Raw genomic sequence first — 18262 nt, forward strand, 5'->3', positions numbered from 1 at the left:
AGAGAGCGCTCGCCGGGGCAGATCTCCACGCCCCGGCGGGCGCCTTTGGCGGCCCTCCCGGCATACTGCACCGGTGAGCGACGACGTGTTCGGTACGGCGGGGATTCGCGAACGAGTGCTGGCAGGCTGGTCGGCGGCGCCGATCCGCTTCCGGGAGGACGCGAACGCCGAGGAAGACCTCGCGCTCGGCGGGTACGTCGACCGGCTGGTCGTCGAGCTCGCGCAGAACGCTGCCGATGCCGCCGTCCGCTCCGGCGCCCCCGGCCGCGTGTTCTTCGAACTTCGCGACCGCACTCTCGTCGTCGCGAACACCGGGACAGCGCTCTCTCGCGAAGGCGTCGAATCTCTCGCCACGCTCCGAGCCTCCGCCAAACGCGACGAGCAGACCGCAGAGCTGACCGGGACCGGCGCCGTCGGGCGGTTCGGTGTCGGATTCTCGGCAGTACTCGCGGTTTCGGACGAGCCGGTGATCTTGTCGCGGACGGGCGGCGTCCGGTTCTCGAAGGCGGACACCGCGGACGCGATCGCGGGCCTCGGGTCGGCAGGGCTCGAGACCGAAGTACGGCGACGCGACGGCAAGGTGCCGGTGTTGCGGCTGCCGTTCGCGGCTGAGGGGGAGCCGCCGGAGGGATACGACACCGCGGTGATCCTGCCGCTGCGCGATGAGGCTGCCGCCTCGCTCGTCCGCCGGCTGCTGTCCGAGGCCGGCGATCCGCTGCTGCTGGCGTTGCCGGGCCTGGCGCGGATCGAGATCGACACCGACGAGGGCCGGCGCGTCCTCGAAGATGTGGAATCGCGTTGGTGGATCCACCGGACAGCGGGCGCTTTCGACGCCCACGAACGCGAAGAGCTGCTCGCGGATCGCCCGGTCGAAGAGCGCTCTCGCCCGTTCTTCTCGGTCGTCTGGGCGCTGCCGCGGGACGCAGCGGTCGCGCTCCCCGGCGTGGTGCAGGCGCCGACGCCGACCGAGGAAGCGCTCTCCCTGCCAGCGCTGTTGCTGGCGACTCTGCCGCTCGACCCGACCCGGCGGCACGTCGCCAAGGGCCCGTTGACCGATCGGCTCGTCCGTGAGGCGGCGACGGCGTACGCGGACTTGCTGCGAACCCGAGCCGAGGACGGCGACGACGTCCTGCGATTGGTGCCGACCGGCCTTGCTGTGGGCGCCCTCGATCATTCGGTCCGCGAAGCGGTCGTCGCGCTCCTGCCCGGTACGCCGATCGTTCGGTCCGTCGAGGACGGCGCGTTGTTGCGGCCACGCGACGCGGTGATCGTCGAGGGTGCGGACGACGCCTTCAACCAGGTACTCGCGCCGATCGTGCCGGGATTGATCCGGTCGGCTCGGCAGGATCGGCCGGCGTTGGATGCGCTCGGCGTCCGGCGGCTGGAGCTGGCCGAGGTCGTCGACCAGCTGGGTACTGCGGCTGCGCACGAGGAACCGGAGTGGTGGAGCGCTCTCTACGGTTCTCTCACGGAGATGGTCACGGACGCGCTGCTGCGGGAATCCCTTGGCACGTTGCCGGTTCCGCTCGCTGACGGCCGATTGGTCCGCGGGGTCCGGGGGTTGTTGCTGCCCGGTCCGGAGCTGCCGGTCGAGGTGCTGAAGGAGTTCGGCGCGTACGGCGTCCGCGTCGTCCACCCCGCGGCGGTTCACTCCGCGCTTGAGCGGCTTGGCGCGATCCCGGCGTCCCCGCGGTCGTTGCTGGAGGACAGCGCCGTCCGCGCGGCGGTGGAACACTCGATGGACGCGGATGATCCGGAGGTGATCGCGCACGCCGTGCTGAGCCTGGTTTCCACCGACCCTGCCCAGGCCGACGGACTGTGGTGGCTTTCCGATCTTGTACTGCGGGATGCGGACGGGGAGCCGACGCCGGCAAACGCTCTCGTCGTTCCCGGCTCCGACGCCGAGCAGGTGCTGGACGCCGATGAGGTCGCACCGATCGACCCGGCGCTACTCGAACGCTACGGGCTCCCTGCGCTGGCCGCGGTCGGTGTCCTCGCGACTCTCGGCGTGCTGACGGCCGCCGACGTCGCGCTCGATCGGTTGCCTGAGGCACTCAAAGATCTCGATGGAATCGACGACTGGGCGTACGACGTCGCGCCGGACGGGTCCCGGTTCGGCGCGACCGTCGGTGAGCTGACCGCGATCCGCGATCTCGACTGGGTTCGCGACGACGCCTGGCCGCAGGTGCTCGGCATCCTCGGCGCTGAGCCGGAGCTGCGCCGGGCGTTGGTGACGCAGGTGCGCGTGATCGGCCCGGACGACCGGCCGCTCGGCGTCCCGTCGTACGCGGCCTGGTGGATCAGAGAGCGCGTTCTCCTCGCGGACGGCGAGCCGCTCGCCGGCCGGGCCGACCCGGAGGCCGAGCCGGTGCTCGCGGCCTTCCTGGATCCGGCGCCGGAGTGGACCGCGGCGCTTGACCCGGAGGTTCGGGCGGCGGTCGGGCTGGTTCGTGAGGTCGGCGACTTGGATGCCGACGGGATCAGTCTGGTGCTGGACCGGCTGGCAGATCCGGAGCACGAGATCACAGAGAGCGCTCTCCTGCGTTTCTGGCGGCAGCTCGGCACACTGCCGCTCTTCCCGGGTGACGCGCCGGAACAGGTCCGGGTGTTGGGCGCGGACGGCTGGACCGAAGTCGTGGACCCCGGTGCGGCGGTCGTCGTGGACGGACCGATGTGGTTGCAGCGCACGGATCTGGGCGGCTTCGTCGTCGCCTCCGGCGCGGCGGCGGACGGGCTCGGCGACCTGTTCGACGTACCACTCGCGCAGGAAGTTGCCGAGGGCAAGATTGATGGGACGGGCGAGGAGGCCGACGTCCCCGAGCTGGTGCGCGAGCTCGTCCCCGAAGTTCCCGCGCACTGGTGGGAGCACGAGGAGCTCACTGTCGACGGCGTCGAGGTCTCCTGGTGGGTCGACGCCGAAGGCGCCCCGCACGCGGCTACCTTCGACGGTCTCGCCAAGGCCCTCGCCTGGTCCGCCGGCCACTGGGATCGCCGCCACCTCATCCGCGCCGTCCTCAACGAGCCCGACCGCACCTCCGAACTCCTCCAGGACGCCGCCTACGACCACCACACCGACCGTCGCTAACGACATGAGGTAGTGCGGCCCGACGCCGCCCCGACTGCTGCGCCGAGCAAGGGGGCGGGCATCGCAGAGCGACACCTCATGTCGTTACCGACGCCGTAACCCGTCCGGATCCGGCCATGGGGCCTCGCGCGGGCTGTATACCGTCACGATCCGGGGTGGGTGCGGCGGAGTGCCGACTGGACCACTCGGTGGGGTCGTCACGCAGAGCGAAACATCGTTGTCAGAGGTTGGTATATCCACTGATCTGCGGGTTTGGCGTCAACTTTGCAACGTGGCAATGAACTCTTGCCAACGTTGTCATCGCTACTTATAGTCCGTGGCACCTCTCGGTCGGTGATGCCGTGGTCAACGCAACGGAAACGGAGGTGACTTTCGTCATGGACGAAACACCACGCCCGCAGTTCGAAGACGTAGCCGAGGTAGTCCGCTACCAACTCAGTCGCCGCAGCTTGGTCGGGGGAGGTGCCGCGGCCGCTCTGACCGGTCTGCTGGCTGCCTGTTCCGGCGGCGGCTCGTACTCCGACAAGCCCGCCAACGACAAACCCGTCGCGACCAAGTCGGTCCAGATCGGCAAGGCCAACATCCCCGTTCCGCGCGAGCAGTCGGTGGTCATCGGCCAGGTCGAGTACACCGTTTTCGACAGCTTCAACACGATGATCCCGAACGGCTCGCCGTCCGGCGCCGGGTTCGAGATCTGCCGCGAGGCGATGTTCTACCTGAGTTTCGCGACCGGTGAGCTGAAGCCCTGGCTGGCCACGGCGTACAAGTACAACGACGCCAACACCGAGCTGACGATCGATTTCGACCCGAAGGCGAAGTGGAGCGACGGCAAACCGCTGACGGCGAACGACTTCAAGTTCACCGTGATGTTGCTGCGCGACCGCGCCGACCTGTTCGGCGGCGGCGGTGAGCTGAAGGAGTTCGTCAAGGAGGTCGTCGTCCCGAACCCGCAGCAGGCCGTGATCAAGCTGACGAAGGCGACGCCGCGGTTCCACTACAACTTCATCGCCGCGATCGCCGGCGGTTTCGACATCCTGCCCGAGCACGTCTGGAAGGGGCAGGACCCGACGAAGTTCAAGAACAACCCGCCGATCCGCAGTGGGCCGTACAAGCTCAAGCAGGCGATCCGGAACCAGAAGATGTTCGTCTGGGAGAAGAACGCGGACTACTGGAACAAGGACAAACTGGACGTCGGACCGACGTACGTCGTCTTCCAGAGCACGTCGAAACAGGCCGACCAGGCGGCGCTCGCGTTCGAGCGCGCGGAGTTCGACGTCGGCTCGATCGACGAGCAGCACGCCAAGCAGCTGCGCAACACCGGCTATCCGAACCTGCAGACCACGCAGTTCCACGACCCGAACCCGCGGGTGATGTGGCTGAACTGCGACCCGGCGCGCGGGGTGATCTCGGAGCCGAAGATGCGCTGGGCGATCAACTACTGCCTGGACCGGGAGAAGATCGGCAAGTCGATCTGGCCGGTCGAGGTGCCGCCGGCGATCTATCCGTGGGCGGACTACCCGACCAACGACAAGTGGAAGAACGACGAGCTCGCGAACAAGTACAAGTTCGAGTTCAACCCGGGTAAGGCCACCGAGATCCTGGACGAGATCTGCCCGAAGAACGCCGCCGGCAAGCGGATGTACAAGGGTAAGGAGGTCAACCTCGAGATCATCACGCCGTCCCCGGTCGACGGGGGTGAGTACGCGATCGCCAACGTGCTCAAGACCGATCTGGCGAAGGTCGGCGTCCCGGCCACGCTGCGCAGCTTGTCCGGCAGCGTGCACGGCGAGAAGTTCGAGCGCGGCGAGTACGACATCGACTCCAACTGGGCGGGCTTCGCGATGGACCCCGCGCAGATGTACTCCGACTGGGAGAGCGACAAGGCGCAGCCGATCGGGAAGAACGCCGCCGGCAAGAACAAGATGCGCTTCCGGAACCCGGAGTTCGACCAGGTGTCCAAGCAGCTGACGGCGATGGACCCGACCGCCCCCGAGGCCAAACCGCTGCTGGACAAGGCTTTGGAGATCTACTTCCAGAACCTGCCGCTGCTGTCGGTGATCCAGACCGGGTACCCGTCGTACTTCAACACGGTCTTCTGGACCGGGTGGCCGACCGACGACGACCTGTACGAGGTGCCGCTGAACTGGTGGCAGCACTTCATCTTCGTGCTCGGCAAGATCAAGCCGACCGGTACGAAGGGCCCGGCGTGACGGCTGAGGCGCCGCCGGCGGAGGTCGTCGACAAGACTCCGGAGCCGGCGCCGCCGTCGGGGGTGCGGGCCTGGATGTCGCGGCATCCGCTCGCGGCGTACGCCGTCCGCCGGTTCGGGCTCTATCTGGTGGAGCTGTGGGGAGCGCTCACCATCGCGTTCTTCTTCTTCCGGCTGATGCCGGGCGACCCGATCCAGACGCTGATCCAGAGCCTGCAGCAGAACTACATCTACAACCAGCAGGCGTCGGCGGAGATCATCGCGCGGTACCGGGCCGAGTTCGGTCTGGACGGCAACATCTTCTCGCAGTACCTGGTCTACATGAAGAAACTGATCCTGCACGGCGATCTCGGGCCGTCGCTGATCAGTTATCCGACGCCGGCCCAGGATGTCATCCTGCGATCGTTGCCCTGGACAATCGGTCTGCTCGGGATCTCCGCGGTCATGGCGTGGATCCTCGGCGTGGTGTTCGGCGCGATCGCGGGCTGGCGGCGCGGCAAGCTCGGGTCGCGGATCATGACGAACCTGTCGATCGCGCTCTCCCATGTCCCGTTCTTCTTCGTGGCGCTGATCCTGGTGTACGTGTTCGCGTACACGCTGGGCTGGTTGCCGGCGCGGTCGGCGTACGACTCGAACATCAGTCCGGGCTTCAGCCTGGACTTCGTCGCCAGCCTGCTCAAGTACGGGTTGCTGCCGGGGTTGTCGATCGTGGTGATCGGGACGTTCAGCTGGATCCTGTCCACCCGGATGCTGATGGTGCCTGTACTCGGCGAGGACTACCTGGTGTACGCCGAGGCCAAGGGGCTCAAGCCGTGGCGGATCCTGACCCGGTACGCGCTGCGCAACTGCTACCTGCCGCAGGTCACCGCGTTCGGGATCTCGCTGGGTTTCATCTTCAACGGCAACGTGCTGGTCGAGCAGCTGTTCAACTATCCCGGTCTCGGCACCACGCTGGTGACCGCGATCCAGCAGCTCGACTTCAACACGATCATGGGCGTCACCGATATCGCGATCTTCTCGGTGCTGACCGCCGTCCTCCTGCTCGACCTCCTGCTGCCGTTGCTTGACCCTCGGGTCAAGTATTGGAAGTGACGCCGATGCGCATCCTGACAGCTGTCCTACGGACGATCCGGAACAGCCCGAAACTGGGGATCGGGCTGGCGATCCTGCTCGTGATGGTGCTGATCGCGGTGTTCAGTCCGCTGATCGTGAAGGGGATCGGCGGGTCGACGGACCCGCTGGAGCTGGCGGCGTACGAACGCTGGCTGGTGCCCGGGCCGGACCATCTGCTCGGGACGGACCAGTTCGGGCGGGACGTGCTCGCGATGGTGGTGAGCGCTCTCTCGGTTTCTCTGCAGATCGGCGCGATCGCCGGGCTCATCTCGACGGTGGTCGGCGTGATCGTGGCCTTCGTGGCCGGGTACAAGGGCGGTTGGATCGACGGCGTGCTGTCGACGTTCACCGGCATCCTGCTGGTGATCCCGACGTTCCCGTTGCTGATCGCGCTCTCCGCCTATGCCAAGAACGTCAGCCTGTTCCAGGTCGGCGTGATGATCTCGATCTTCTCCTGGCCGTTCGCGGCCAAGACGATCCGGTCGCAGGTGCTCAGCCTGCGCTCGCGGCCGTACGTCGACCTGGCGCGGGTCAGCAAGGCCCGGGACCTGGAGATCATCGCGACCGAGTTGCTGCCGAACCTGCTGCCGTTCATCGGCGTCGGGTTCGCGTCGTCGGCGCTGGGCGCGATCTTCGGGCTGGTCGGCCTGGAAGTGATCGGGCTCGGGCCCGGTGGTGTGATCGACCTCGGGCAGATCATCTTCAACGCGATCAACACCGGTGCGCTGACACTGGGCGCGTGGCCGATGTTCGTCGTCCCGATCGTGTTACTGACCTTGCTGTTCGCGGCGCTGAACATGGTGAACATCGGGTTGGAAGAGGTCTACAACCCGCGGCTGAGGGGAGTGGCCGGTGAGTGAGACGGTGCAGGGCCGAGCGGCCGGGAAACCCGCCGGGAACGCGGGGGAGCGCTCTCCGAACGTTCTCGCGATCACCGGACTGGACGTCAGGTACTCGACCAGCCGCGGTGACGTACAAGCCGTCCGCGGTCTCGATCTCGCCGTCCGCCGGGGTGAGATCCTCGGGATCGCGGGGGAGTCCGGCAGCGGGAAGAGCACGCTCGCGGTCGCGTTGCTGCGGCTGCTGAAACCGCCGGGCAAGGTGACGGCCGGCTCGGTGATGTTCTATCCGGGCGGCCGCGCGCCGGTCGACCTGCTGAAGGTGGACGGCGAGGAGTTGCGCGTCCTGCGATGGAGCGCTCTCTCGTATCTCCCGCAGGGGTCCATGAGCTCGCTGAACCCGGTGATGCGGGTCGAGGACCAGTTCAAGGACGTGATCCTGGAACACGCGCCGGCCCGCAAGGCCTCGCTGGGTGAGCTGATCCCGCGGTTGCTCGGGCAGGTCGGTCTGGAGCCGCGGGTGGCCCGGATGTTCCCGCACGAGCTGTCCGGCGGGATGAAACAGCGGGTGCTGATGGCGATCGCCGTCGCACTCGAACCCGACCTGGTGATCGCCGATGAGCCGACCACCGCGCTCGACGTCACGATCCAGCGGGTGATCCTGCAGTCGCTGGCCGATCTGCGGACGGACTTCGGCGTCACGCTGATGGTGATCTCGCACGACATGGGCGTCCACGCGCAGCTGGCCGACCGGGTCGCGGTCATGTACGAGGGCCGGCTGGTCGAGGTCGGCGACGTCCGGCAGGTGTTCAAGGATCCGCAGGATCCGTATACCCAACGGCTGATCGAGTCGATCCCGAAGATGGGCAGGAGGGCGTCATGAAATCCGAGCTCGAGCTTCGGGGCGTGGAGCAACGATTCCACGCCCGTGGCGTGGCCGCCGGTCACATCACCGCGGTGGACGACGTCAGCTTCACCCTCGCGGCCGAGCCGCCCCAGGTGGTCAGCCTGGTCGGGCAGAGCGGCAGCGGGAAGAGCACGATCGCGCGGAACGTGCTCGGTCTGCAGAAGCCGACGGCGGGCAGCGTTCTCTACGGCGGTAAGGACATCTTCAAGCTGAGCCGGTCCGAGTACGACGAGTACCGGCGCGACGTCCAGCCCGTCTTCCAGGATCCGTACGCGATCTTCAACCCGTTCTACCGGGTCGATCGGGTGCTGTGGAAGGCAGTGAAGAAGTTCGGGCTGACGACGAGTCGCTCGAAGGGTCTCCAGCTGATCGAGGAGTCGCTGCGCGCGGTCCGCCTGGAGCCGGAGAACGTTCTCGGCCGTTACCCGCACCAACTCTCCGGCGGTCAGCGGCAGCGGATCATGCTCGCCCGGGTGCACATGCTCCGGCCGTCGTTCATCATCGCCGACGAGCCGGTCTCGATGCTGGACGCCCAGGTCCGTAAGCACTTCCTGGACATCCTGCTCGACTTCCAGCGCGACCACGGCATGACGACGCTCTTCATCACCCACGACCTGTCCACCGTCTACTACCTCGGCGGCGAGGTCATGGTCATCACCAAGGGCAAGATCGTCGAGCGCGGCCCCGTCTCCACCGTCATGCACGACCCCTCCCACCCCTACACCAAGCTCCTCCTCGACTCCATCCCCCAACCCGACCCCGACAACCGCTGGACCAACCGCATCACCGTCGACGAGCTCGAAGAACAAGAACGAGCCGACGCCAAAGCCACCACCCCAGCCCCCGAAACCCCCATCATCTGAGCGAGCCGGCATCTGAGAGAGATCGCCAGAGAGCGCTCCCCGGCGATCTCACCCGCGTTCTGCGGCGCAGGTAGGCAACTGGCGAGCCTGCCTGCGCCGCGAACGGGTGCGGGACGTGCGTGGGACGTGTTCGGGAGTCAGCTGGTGCGGATGGCGGGGTCGCTGAGGCCGGGGGCGCCGGTTTCGATGTGGCCGGCGTAGCGGCGGAGGTAGGCGGGGTCGGTGGGGGTGGTGATGGTGAGGTCGTACCAGCGGCGGGTGGTGGGGATGGTGTGGGTGGTTTTGCCGGGTTTGAGGTGGAGGGTTCTGGGTTTGCCGGTGTAGGCGTTGGTGAGGGTGACGGTGCGGGCGACGTCGGTGGTGAAGGTGAGTTGGACGTCGCCGTGGTGGTCTCGGGCGGTGATCTCGAGGGCTGTGGTGGGCTTGCCTTTGAAGGCGCGGTGGAAGCCGTTGGGGCCGTGGACGGTGAGGTCGTAGCTGCCGCCGAAGGCGGTGGCGTTCCAGCTGTCGGAGATCGACTTGCCGGCTTCGGTGGTGTAGGTCCAGGGGCCGTCGGTGCGGTTCTGGGCGGTGACCAGGAACTGGGCTCCGGCGCGCGGGCCGGAGGAGAAGGTCAGGTGGAAGCGGCCGGCGGCCGCGGCGCCGTCCACGATCGATGCGTAGGGCAACGGTCGGGTCCGGCGGGAGCCGCGCTCCTGGGCCGGGACGGCGCCGGTCGCGGGCGGTGCGGGGACGTACGTCGGATGCCGGTCGCGGTCCGGCGGCTCGTAGTCCGAGGTGTCGGGCATCGGGATCGGCCGGTGGTTGGCGACGCCGAAGTCGAAGGCCGAGGTGAGGTCACCGCAGATCGCGCGCCGCCACGGCGAGATGTTCGGTTCGTGGACGCCGAAGCGCTTCTCCATGAAGCGGATGATCGACGTGTGGTCGAAGACCTCCGAGCAGCTGTAGCCGCCGGTGCTCCACGGCGAGACGACGAACATCGGGACGCGCGGGCCGAGACCGTACGAGCCGGCGGTGTAGCGGGTGCCGCCCGGGTAGTAGTCCGGCGCGGTGTCGACCGTCGAGAGGCCCTGGTTGGCGTCGGCCGGCGGGAAGGGCGGGACGACGTGGTCGAAGAATCCGTCGTTCTCGTCGTAGGTGATGAACAGCGCGGTCTTGCTCCACACCTTCGGGTTCGAGGTGAGCGCGTCGAGGACGCGGGAGATGTACCAGGCGCCGTAGTTCGTCGGCCAGTTCGAGTGCTCGGTGAACGCCTCGGGCGCGGCGATCCAGGAGATCTTCGGGAGCTTGTTCGCCTTGACGTCGGCGCGGAGCTGGTCGAAGTAGCCCTCGCCGGCCTTGACGTTCGTCCCGGTCCGGGCTTTCTCGTACAGGGCGTCGCCGGGCTTGGCGTTGCGGTAGGTGTTGAAGTACAGCAGCGAGTTGTCGCCGTAGTTGCCGCGGTAGGCGTCGTCGATCCAGCCCCAGCCGCCCGGGCCGTCGAGGCCGTCCCCGATGTCCTGGTAGATCTTCCACGAGACGCCGGCCCGCTCCAGGCGCTCCGGGTACGTCGTCCAGCCGTAGCCGAGCTCGTCGTTGCCGAGGACCGGGCCGCCGCCGGTGCCGTCGTTGCCGGTGTAGCCGGTCCACATGTAGTAGCGGTTCGGGTCGGTCGCGCCGATGAACGAGCAGTGGTAGGCGTCGCAGAGGGTGAACTTGTCCGCGAGCGCGTAGTGGAACGGGATGTCCTCGCGGGTCAGGTAGGCCATCGTGGCCACGCCCTTGGCCGGGATCCACTGGTCGTAGTTGCCGCGGTTGATGCCGTGGTGGCCGTCCGGCCAGCTGTGCGGCAGCCCGGTCAGGAACTGCAGCCCGAGGTCGTCGGCGTCCGGGTGGAACGGCGGGATCTCCTTGCCGTTCTTGTCCCGCTGGAAGTACACCGGCTTCCCGCTCGGCAGCGTCACCGGCCGCGGGTCGCCGAACCCGCGGACGCCCTTCAGCGTCCCGAAGTAGTGGTCGAACGAGCGGTTCTCCTGCATCAGCACCACGATGTGCTCGACATCGTTGATGTCGCCGCACTCGCGGTGCGCGGGGATCGCGGCGGCCTGCTCGATACTGTTCGCCATCGCGGCGAACCCGGCCGAGGCGCCGGCCAGCTGCAGGAACCTCCGGCGATTGATGTCTGGCATGTGCGTCTCCTGTCGGACGGTTGGGGCGGATGGAGTGTCAACCCCCGGCACTGCATCGCAGGCACCCTAACCTGAACGATTAACTGACGGAAGATGAACTTTCCTGCCTACTTCCAATCAGTTTCAAACTCTTACGCTCACCAGGAGATCCCCATCGACCACGTCTGGTACGTCGCCTACGGCTCCAACCTCGCCCTCGACCGCTTCCGCTGCTACCTCGGCGGCGGCCGCCCGACCGGCGGCGCCCGCACTTACCCGGGCTGCCGTGACCGCACCGAACCCGCTCGGATCGAGGGCGTCGAAGTCCCCGGCGGTCTCCTGTTCGCGGGTGAGTCGAAGGTCTGGGGCGGCGGCTCGGCCTTCTTTGATCCCGGCGCGCCGCGGATCGTGGCTGGGCGGGCCTATTTGCTCACGCCGGGGCAGTTTGCGGACGTCGCCGCTCAGGAGATGTGGCGCGAGCCGGGTGGGCCGTTCGCGCTGGAGTTGGCGGCCGTGCTGCCGGACGTCGTTGAGCTGCACACGATGGGGCCTGGGCGGTACGAGACCGTCGTCCGGCTGGGGGAGCGCGACGGGTGGCCGATGTTCACGATTACGCATGGGGATGTCGCGGGGCTCGAGGCGGTTGCGCCGTCGGCGGCGTACGTGGGGTGGATCGCGGCTGGGCTGCGGGAGGCGCATGGGTGGGACGATGCGCGGATCGCCGGGTATTTGAGCAGTGCGCCGGGTGGGTCCGCCCTGACTGAGCAGGGCGGACCCCTCGGTTAGCGGTTGATTGCCACGCAGGTGGCTTTGGCGGTCTTGGTGGGGTCGGACTCGGATTTGGCGGTCAGGGTGATGGTGGCTACGGGGCCGCGGCCGGGCTTGGTGTGGACGGGGACGGCGACGGTTTGGCCGGCGTTGGCGGTGGCCAGGGCGTTCGGGAGGGAGACGGCCCAGTCCTTGCCGTTGATCTTGGCGGAGAGGCGGTAGACGTCGCCCTTGAGGTACTTCGCGACGTCCTCGGGGTGCTCGGAGGCCGCGCCGGCCTTGCCGGTGTTGGTGAGGTTGAAGGTGCAGGTCTGGACGCCGCCCTTGCCGGGTTTGGCGACCGTGGGCAGGACGCGGACGCCGCGCTTCTGCGGGCCGGAGCCGTCGAGGGAGCGGATCGCGACCGTGTAGGACAGGACGCCGGCGCGGTCGCGGCGGAGGTTGGTGATGTAGAAGTGCAGGCGGTTGGCGGCGTCGGTGTACTCGTACTCGCTGCCGGAGTTCGTGCCCGCGTGGAACAGCGCGTCGGACAGCTGCCGGTAGTCGCCGATCGTGATCGGGACCTTGGTGCCGTCGGGCAGGACGTAGTCCGTCATGTTGATGTCCTGCGGGTTCGCGTCGATGACCCACTCGAACGGCGCGGCGTCCTGATTCTTGGTCTTCGCCAGCAGGACGCCGGAGTCGGGTGTGAACGAGTCCGTGCCCATCCGGTCGACGACCTCGACGGTGTAGTTCTGGTACCCGCGGCCGTCGCAGAACGGATCCTTCGACGGGTCGCACGGCGGGGCCAGGTCGCCCGCGCCGCCGAGCTGGATGTTGATCCCGGCGAGCCCCTTCGGGCCCGGCTCGACCGAGCGCGCGGTGACGTCGGCGACCACGACGCCCGAGGTCGCGAGAGCCTCCCGGGACAGCCGCAGGACGTTCTGCTCGTCGACCATCTCGAGCTTGATCTTGTTCCGCAGCATGTGTTGCGCGCCCATCGAGGCGCCGCCGGTCGCGGGGATCATCCACCGGCTGTGCGGACCGCCGGGCCCGTTGAACGTACCCCGGCTGAGCATCTCCCACGGCCCGGAGTAGTCGCGGCGCGCGGGGACGCCGTACGGGTTGTTGTAGTTGTCGCCGATCCCGAGGATGTGGCTGAACTCGTGGGCGTAGACGCTCATCCCGGAGCTCTCGGCCTGGGTCGACGACCCGCCGCCGGCGTTCGGCCAGATGGTTGATCCGGCCGCCCACGACGTCCAGTCGACGTACCGGGTGTTCGACCAGTTCGGCAGCGCCGGGTCCGGCGGGCCGAAGGCGTCGGTGACGTCCTCCTTGGTCGGGAACTTCATCATCCCGAACTCCTGCCAGGTGGACGATTCGTCCTGCCCGGCGCTGAGGAAGAAGACGAAGTCGAACCCGGCCGGCACCTGCGAACCCTGGTCCGCGACCCAGGCGGCCCGGCCGTCGGTGCGGATGTTCTTCACGCAGCTGTCCCCGGCCGGGCAGTCACTCGGCTTCTGGAACTCCATCGCGTACTCGTGCGACTTGCCCGGCATCCGGTACGGGCCGAAGGCCGTGAGGTCGACGCCGTACCGGCCGCCGGAGTCCTCCATCCAGTACTCGTGCAGCGTGTGCCCGCGGTTGAGATCGCCGGGCGTGTTCAGGAAGTTCTTGTAGAACTGCGCGACCTGATCCCGCGGGACGCCGTTGGCCTCGGCGCTCGGGTTGCCGAACACGGTCGACCCCTTCGGCTGCGTCACCGCGAAGTCCAGGTTCGGGTAGTCGAGCAGCACCAGGGCGCCCTTGAACGTGCGCTTCGACCCCTTCACCCCCGGGTCGGCCCAGTTCGTCCCCGGCGGCTTCTTGTAGTCCGACCACGTCATGTGGTCCGGGTTCTCCCAGTTCTGCGGATCAATGGGCCCCGGCAACCCGCCGGCCGCGGTCTTCGCGACCCGGTCCCCGGCCCCCGACTCCTGCCAGGGCTGCTGCTGCGGCCAGTGCGGGTACTGCCACGAGTTCTCCGGATCCGGCGGCGCACTCGGCGCCGCGAGCGCCATCCCCGGCACCGCGACCGCCGCCAGCAAGGCGACCAACCGCAAACCGACTCGATACTTCCGTTGCTCAGACACGGGCGGGCATCCGATCGACGAAGGAACGTTTCACTACCGCGCCCGAGCATGCCCCCAACCGCCCGGGCGCACAACTGGTCGCGGGGCGAGATGACTGTATACAGTATGGCGTTTGGTGGTTAGGGTGGCTGGCGAGCTTTCCGAGGAGGCGTTATGTACACGGTGACCGACCCGGCGACGGGTGTGTTGATCGAGGAAGTGGCGAACTCGAGTGCGGAGGAGGTTCGGGCGGCGATCGGGCGGGTGCACGGGGCGTACGGCGGGTGGCGGGCGCGGCCGGTGGGGGAGCGGGCGGCGATCGTGGGGCGGGCCGCGGAGGGGTTCGCGGCTCGGGCGGACGAGCTGGCCGCGATCATGACGCAGGAGATGGGGAAGCGGGTGAACGAGGGGCGCGGCGAGGTGGGGATCGTCGTGGATATTTTCCGGTACTACGCCGAGCACGGGCCGGAGTTGCTGGCGGACGAGCCGCTGGAGGTCAAGGGCGGCCGGGCGGTGATCACCAAGGGGCCGATCGGGGCGTTGCTCGGGATCATGCCGTGGAACTTCCCGGTGTATCAGGTGGCGCGGTTCGTGGCGCCGAATCTCGTGCTGGGCAACACGATTCTGCTCAAGCACGCGTCGATCTGCCCGCGGTCGGCGCAGGCGATCGAGGAGATCTTGCACGCGGCCGGCGTCCCGGACGACGTGTACGTGAACACCTACGCGTCGAGCCGGCAGATCCCGGGGATCCTGGCCGACGACCGGATCATGGGCGTCTCGCTGACCGGGAGCGAGCAGGCCGGGATCTCGGTCGCGGCCGAGGCCGGGAAGAACCTGAAGAAGACCGTCCTCGAGCTCGGCGGCTCGGATCCGCTGATCATCCTCGACACCGCCGACATGGACGAGACCGTCAACGCCACCGCGACCGCCCGGATGCGCAACTGCGGCCAGTCCTGTAACGCGCCCAAACGGATCATCGTGCTCGCCGACCTGTACGACGAGTACGTCGACCGGCTGACCAAACGCGTCGCGGAGTACTACGTCCCCGGCGACCCGGCCGACCCGGACACCAAACTCCCGCCGCTCGCCTCGATCGCTGCCGCCGACGAGGTCGCCGGCCAGATCGCGAAAGCCGTCGACCAAGGCGCGACCCTGCGCGCCGGCGGACACCGCATCGGCCCCGGCGCCTACCTGGAGGCGACCGTCCTGACCGACGTCCGTCCCGGTATGGACGCCTACTACGAAGAGATCTTCGGCCCGGTCGCCATCGTCTTCCGCGCCGCCGACGAGGACGACGCCGTCCGCCTCGCCAACGACACCCCCTTCGGCCTCGGCGCCAGCGTCTGGGGCACCGACCCCGCCCGCCTCCGCCGCGTCGCCGACCGCATCGACGCCGGCATGGTCTACTTCAACCGCGCCGGCGGCTCCCAGGCCGACCTCCCCTTCGGCGGCATCAAACGCTCCGGCCTCGGCCGCGAACTCGGCCCCGCCGGCATCGAAGAGTTCATGAACAAGAAGTCCATCCGCCTCTGATGGCAGGTTGCGGTCGCTCGACGTAAAGCGGCATTGCACCGGCGCAGAGTTGGAGGATGAAGCGTTCGGTGGTGGTGATCGCGCTGGTGGCGGTGGCGGTTGTGGTCGCTGCCGCGGGGGTGGTGCGGTACGACGTGGGGCGGGTTGATGGGGTGGTGCGGGAGGCCCGCGCGGCTGGGGATTGTGCGGTCGTGCGGGCTGCGGTGGAGCGGTATCACCTTGTGCACAAGGTGGTTGGGCGGTCGGCGGTAAGGCGGAGTGAGGCGGATGTTGCGGCTTGCGCGCGGTTGGATGCGGCGCAGGTGATGTTCGATCGGGCGGTTCATGGCAGTGAGCGGGATGCCAGCCAGGGGCTGGGGGTGCTTGATCAGGTGCTGGCTGATCCGGGGCAGCGTGGCGGGGTGCGGGTTGTCGTCGATCGGTTCTTGGGTGCGTTGCGGGTGACGGAGCCGTGTTTGGCCGGGCGGATTGCCGAAGAGATGCGCGGGCGGGCGGCGCGGAAGGAACTGCAGGAGCGGGTCGGGACGGCGATCGCTGAGGTCGGGCCGCGGGCGGCGTCCGATTGTGCTGATGAGCTGGCCAAGCAGGCGGACTGGGATGGCGCGCGGAAGCTCTACCAGCAGGTGATCGAGCGGTATCCGGATGATCTGCGGGTCGCGGCGGCGAAGGCCGGGGCGCAGCGGGCGACCGAGGCCATCGAGTTGGCGGACGTGCGGGGGCTGGTCGATCCGGAGTCTGGGACGTATTGCGACAACCCGGCGAAGTACAGCGCGGCGCCGCCGTACCGGAAGGGTCTGAATCGGACGATCCTGCTGGGCGACGAGATGGACGGGTACGCGTCGCGGTTGCCGAAGGCATGGCGGACGAGCGACCCGAAGGCGGCGACGATCGTGGTCTGTGTGGACGTCGCGCAGGGGAAGGCCGTGAAGACGTGCCCGTACCAGGCGAAGCTGGGGTTCGGGCCGGTGTGGGTGACGTTCCGCAAGGTGGTGTTCAACCTGAAGACGTACGAGCTGCGGACCGGGCGGCTGGTCCGCAGCGGCAAGGTCGAGGTGGACGGGACGTCGTGCCCGCGGCGGCTTTACTACCAAGCTGCCACCGATTTCTCGAACCCCGAGCCGAACCAGTTCGTGACGCCGACCAGCGCCGCGCTGCGGGCGGCCTTCCAGCCGACCATTGTTCGGCCCTGATCTCACCCCTTTCCCGACGGCGGTCGAGCGCTTAGGGTGACGCACCAGATGTGATCAGCCCATCACATTCAGTGAGGAGACATGATGCGAATCCGCCCCGTTCGTTCCGCCCTGCTCGCAACCGCCTGCGTGGTCGGCCTGGCCGTGCCGCTCGCCGGTACGACCGCCACCGCCGTCCAACCCTCGACAACACACGAAGCCGCGACGACGAAAGCCGAACAGGCCAGGGTTACCGGGTTCTGGACGCCGGAGCGGATGCGGTCCGCGGTGCCGATCGATCAATTGCTGACGCCGAAGCAGCGGTTGAGCGGCAGTACGGCGGCCGCCGGTACGCCGACCACCGTGGCGCCGACGGCGATGGCGCCGACCGCGTTCCCGAGTGGCGGCGGTCCGTGGACCGGCGGCGGCAAGATCGTCAGCACCGAGGGCCGGGTGTTCTTCACCTACACCGGCCGGACGGCGTCCTGCAGCGGGACGGCGGTGACGAGTGGCAACAAGAGCACGGTCATTACGGCCGGGCACTGCGTGAAACTCGAAGGCGCCTTCCACACCAACTGGGTGTTCGTCCCGGCGTACGACAACGGCGCGACGCCGTACGGGACGTGGACCGCGAAGAAGACCTACGCGACCGCGCAGTGGGTCGCCAGTGAGGACATCAACTACGACGTCGGCGCGGCCGTGGTGAACCCGTTGAACGGGCAGAACCTGACCGATGTGGTCGGCGGCCAGGGCATCGCGTTCAACCAGGCGCGCGGCCAGAACATGTACGCGTTCGGCTATCCGGCCGCGGCGCCGTACGACGGCTCGAAACTGATCTACTGCAGCGGCAAGGTGTTCAACGCGCTGATCTCGGACGGGCTCGGCATGACCTGCAACATGACCGGCGGCTCGAGCGGCGGCGGCTGGTTCCTGCAGTTCAACGAGGCGGCCGGCACCGGCATCGTCAACTCGGTGAACAGCTACAAGATCAACTTCATCCCGAACTGGATGTTCGGCCCGTACTTCGGCGCCGACGCCCAGTCGGTCTACAACACCGCTCAGGCCGGCTGATCCCGGCGGCGCGCGCCGGGGCCGGGGCGCGGTACGGCGTCGCGTGGCGAGACCACGTGATGGCCGGCCGCGCACCGGACCTCGGTGTGCACCAACGCGCCGCACTCGCGGTGCGTGACCTCTAGCGGCGCGCCCGCGTCGTCCGCGAGGTACTTGTCACCCCAGTCCCGGATCGCGATCAGCACCGGGTAGAGGTCGAGCCCTTTCGGCGTCAGCCGGTACTCGAACCGCTGCCGGGCCCCCGGCTCCTGGTACGGCGTCCGCCGCAGGATGCCGTGGTCGACGAGCGCGGCGAGCCGGTTCGACAGGACCTGCCGCGGGATCGCCGTCCGCGCCCGGAGATCGTCGAAGCGCCGGATGCCGTTGAAGACCTCGCGCAGGACGACGACCGTCCAGCGCTCGCCGATGATCTCCATCGTGCGGCCCACCGGGCAGTTGTCCGCCGACCACTCCAGCGCGTTGTACATG

13 protein-coding genes are annotated in these 18262 nt (G+C 68.2%); 10 read left to right on the plus strand and 3 right to left on the minus strand.

The genetic code is table 11. From position 1 onward, the window contains the following. Positions 1-73: 73 nt before the first annotated feature. From ACZ6ZD_RS33160 to ACZ6ZD_RS33185, 6 genes are all read left to right on the plus strand, one after another. Positions 74-3085, plus strand: a complete 3012-nt coding sequence (locus ACZ6ZD_RS33160; RefSeq protein ID WP_465678092.1) for a sacsin N-terminal ATP-binding-like domain-containing protein — start codon at positions 74-76, stop codon at positions 3083-3085. 377 nt (positions 3086-3462) lie between these two features. Beyond that, complete coding sequence (locus tag ACZ6ZD_RS33165) at positions 3463-5295, plus strand: ABC transporter substrate-binding protein (RefSeq protein WP_465678094.1); 1833 nt, start codon at positions 3463-3465, stop codon at positions 5293-5295. Next, positions 5292-6386: an ABC transporter permease gene (locus ACZ6ZD_RS33170; RefSeq protein ID WP_465678096.1), complete on the plus strand. Its 1095-nt coding sequence runs from the start codon at positions 5292-5294 to the stop codon at positions 6384-6386. Before ACZ6ZD_RS33165 ends, ACZ6ZD_RS33170 begins: the two co-directional genes overlap by 4 nt. Before the next feature lie 5 nt (positions 6387-6391). Next, positions 6392-7267, plus strand: coding sequence for an ABC transporter permease (locus ACZ6ZD_RS33175; protein ID WP_465678098.1), 876 nt, complete (start codon positions 6392-6394; stop codon positions 7265-7267). Further along, entirely contained in the window at positions 7260-8129 is an 870-nt protein-coding gene (locus ACZ6ZD_RS33180) for an ABC transporter ATP-binding protein (RefSeq protein WP_465678100.1), read from the plus strand. Before ACZ6ZD_RS33175 ends, ACZ6ZD_RS33180 begins: the two co-directional genes overlap by 8 nt. Next, the gene (locus tag ACZ6ZD_RS33185; protein WP_465678102.1) at positions 8126-9016 is read left to right on the plus strand and encodes an ABC transporter ATP-binding protein; all 891 of its coding nucleotides are present in this window, start codon (positions 8126-8128) and stop codon (positions 9014-9016) included. Before ACZ6ZD_RS33180 ends, ACZ6ZD_RS33185 begins: the two co-directional genes overlap by 4 nt. 137 nt (positions 9017-9153) lie before the next feature. On the opposite strand, the gene ACZ6ZD_RS33190 is transcribed toward ACZ6ZD_RS33185, so the two are convergent. After that, positions 9154-11184: a phosphocholine-specific phospholipase C gene (locus tag ACZ6ZD_RS33190; protein ID WP_465678104.1), complete on the minus strand. Its 2031-nt coding sequence runs from the start codon at positions 11182-11184 to the stop codon at positions 9154-9156. A gap of 93 nt (positions 11185-11277) precedes the next feature. On the opposite strand from ACZ6ZD_RS33190, the gene ACZ6ZD_RS33195 reads away from it, so the two are divergent. After that, positions 11278-11949 (plus strand): histone deacetylase, encoded by a 672-nt coding sequence (locus ACZ6ZD_RS33195; protein ID WP_465678106.1) that lies wholly within the window; start codon positions 11278-11280, stop codon positions 11947-11949. Here ACZ6ZD_RS33195 and ACZ6ZD_RS33200 read toward each other — a convergent pair. Then, complete coding sequence (locus tag ACZ6ZD_RS33200) at positions 11946-14042, minus strand: M6 family metalloprotease domain-containing protein (protein ID WP_465678108.1); 2097 nt, start codon at positions 14040-14042, stop codon at positions 11946-11948. The two genes, ACZ6ZD_RS33195 and ACZ6ZD_RS33200, sit on opposite strands and share 4 nt — an antisense overlap. 153 nt (positions 14043-14195) lie before the next feature. On the opposite strand from ACZ6ZD_RS33200, the gene ACZ6ZD_RS33205 reads away from it, so the two are divergent. The 3 genes from ACZ6ZD_RS33205 to ACZ6ZD_RS33215 all read left to right on the plus strand — a co-directional run bounded on the left by ACZ6ZD_RS33205 (position 14196) and on the right by ACZ6ZD_RS33215 (position 17794). After that, positions 14196-15554: an NAD-dependent succinate-semialdehyde dehydrogenase gene (locus tag ACZ6ZD_RS33205; protein WP_465678110.1), complete on the plus strand. Its 1359-nt coding sequence runs from the start codon at positions 14196-14198 to the stop codon at positions 15552-15554. A gap of 56 nt (positions 15555-15610) precedes the next feature. Then, positions 15611-16744 (plus strand): tetratricopeptide repeat protein, encoded by a 1134-nt coding sequence (locus ACZ6ZD_RS33210; protein ID WP_465678112.1) that lies wholly within the window; start codon positions 15611-15613, stop codon positions 16742-16744. Between the two features lie 84 nt (positions 16745-16828). Continuing rightward, positions 16829-17794 (plus strand): trypsin-like serine peptidase, encoded by a 966-nt coding sequence (locus ACZ6ZD_RS33215; protein ID WP_465678114.1) that lies wholly within the window; start codon positions 16829-16831, stop codon positions 17792-17794. On the opposite strand, the gene ACZ6ZD_RS33220 is transcribed toward ACZ6ZD_RS33215, so the two are convergent. Continuing rightward, positions 17782-18261 carry a winged helix-turn-helix transcriptional regulator gene (locus ACZ6ZD_RS33220; protein ID WP_465678116.1) on the minus strand — a complete coding sequence of 160 codons (480 nt, stop codon included), beginning with the start codon at positions 18259-18261 and terminating at the stop codon, positions 17782-17784. The two genes, ACZ6ZD_RS33215 and ACZ6ZD_RS33220, sit on opposite strands and share 13 nt — an antisense overlap. Position 18262: the final 1 nt, after the last annotated feature.

This window comes from Kribbella sp. NPDC104218 (assembly GCF_055584105.1).

What these genes read in the sequence shown, in the direction of transcription:
- ACZ6ZD_RS33195 (WP_465678106.1), top strand. Translation starts at nt 11,278, where the DNA reads ATGAACTTTCCTGCCTACTTCCAATCAGTTTCAAACTCTTACGCTCAC.
- ACZ6ZD_RS33190 (WP_465678104.1), bottom strand. Translation starts at nt 11,184, where the DNA reads ATGCCAGACATCAATCGCCGGAGGTTCCTGCAGCTGGCCGGCGCCTCG.
- ACZ6ZD_RS33210 (WP_465678112.1), top strand. Translation starts at nt 15,611, where the DNA reads ATGAAGCGTTCGGTGGTGGTGATCGCGCTGGTGGCGGTGGCGGTTGTG.
- ACZ6ZD_RS33215 (WP_465678114.1), top strand. Translation starts at nt 16,829, where the DNA reads ATGCGAATCCGCCCCGTTCGTTCCGCCCTGCTCGCAACCGCCTGCGTG.
- ACZ6ZD_RS33220 (WP_465678116.1), bottom strand. Translation starts at nt 18,261, where the DNA reads ATGTACAACGCGCTGGAGTGGTCGGCGGACAACTGCCCGGTGGGCCGC.
- ACZ6ZD_RS33185 (WP_465678102.1), top strand. Translation starts at nt 8,126, where the DNA reads ATGAAATCCGAGCTCGAGCTTCGGGGCGTGGAGCAACGATTCCACGCC.
- ACZ6ZD_RS33205 (WP_465678110.1), top strand. Translation starts at nt 14,196, where the DNA reads ATGTACACGGTGACCGACCCGGCGACGGGTGTGTTGATCGAGGAAGTG.
- ACZ6ZD_RS33165 (WP_465678094.1), top strand. Translation starts at nt 3,463, where the DNA reads ATGGACGAAACACCACGCCCGCAGTTCGAAGACGTAGCCGAGGTAGTC.
- ACZ6ZD_RS33175 (WP_465678098.1), top strand. Translation starts at nt 6,392, where the DNA reads ATGCGCATCCTGACAGCTGTCCTACGGACGATCCGGAACAGCCCGAAA.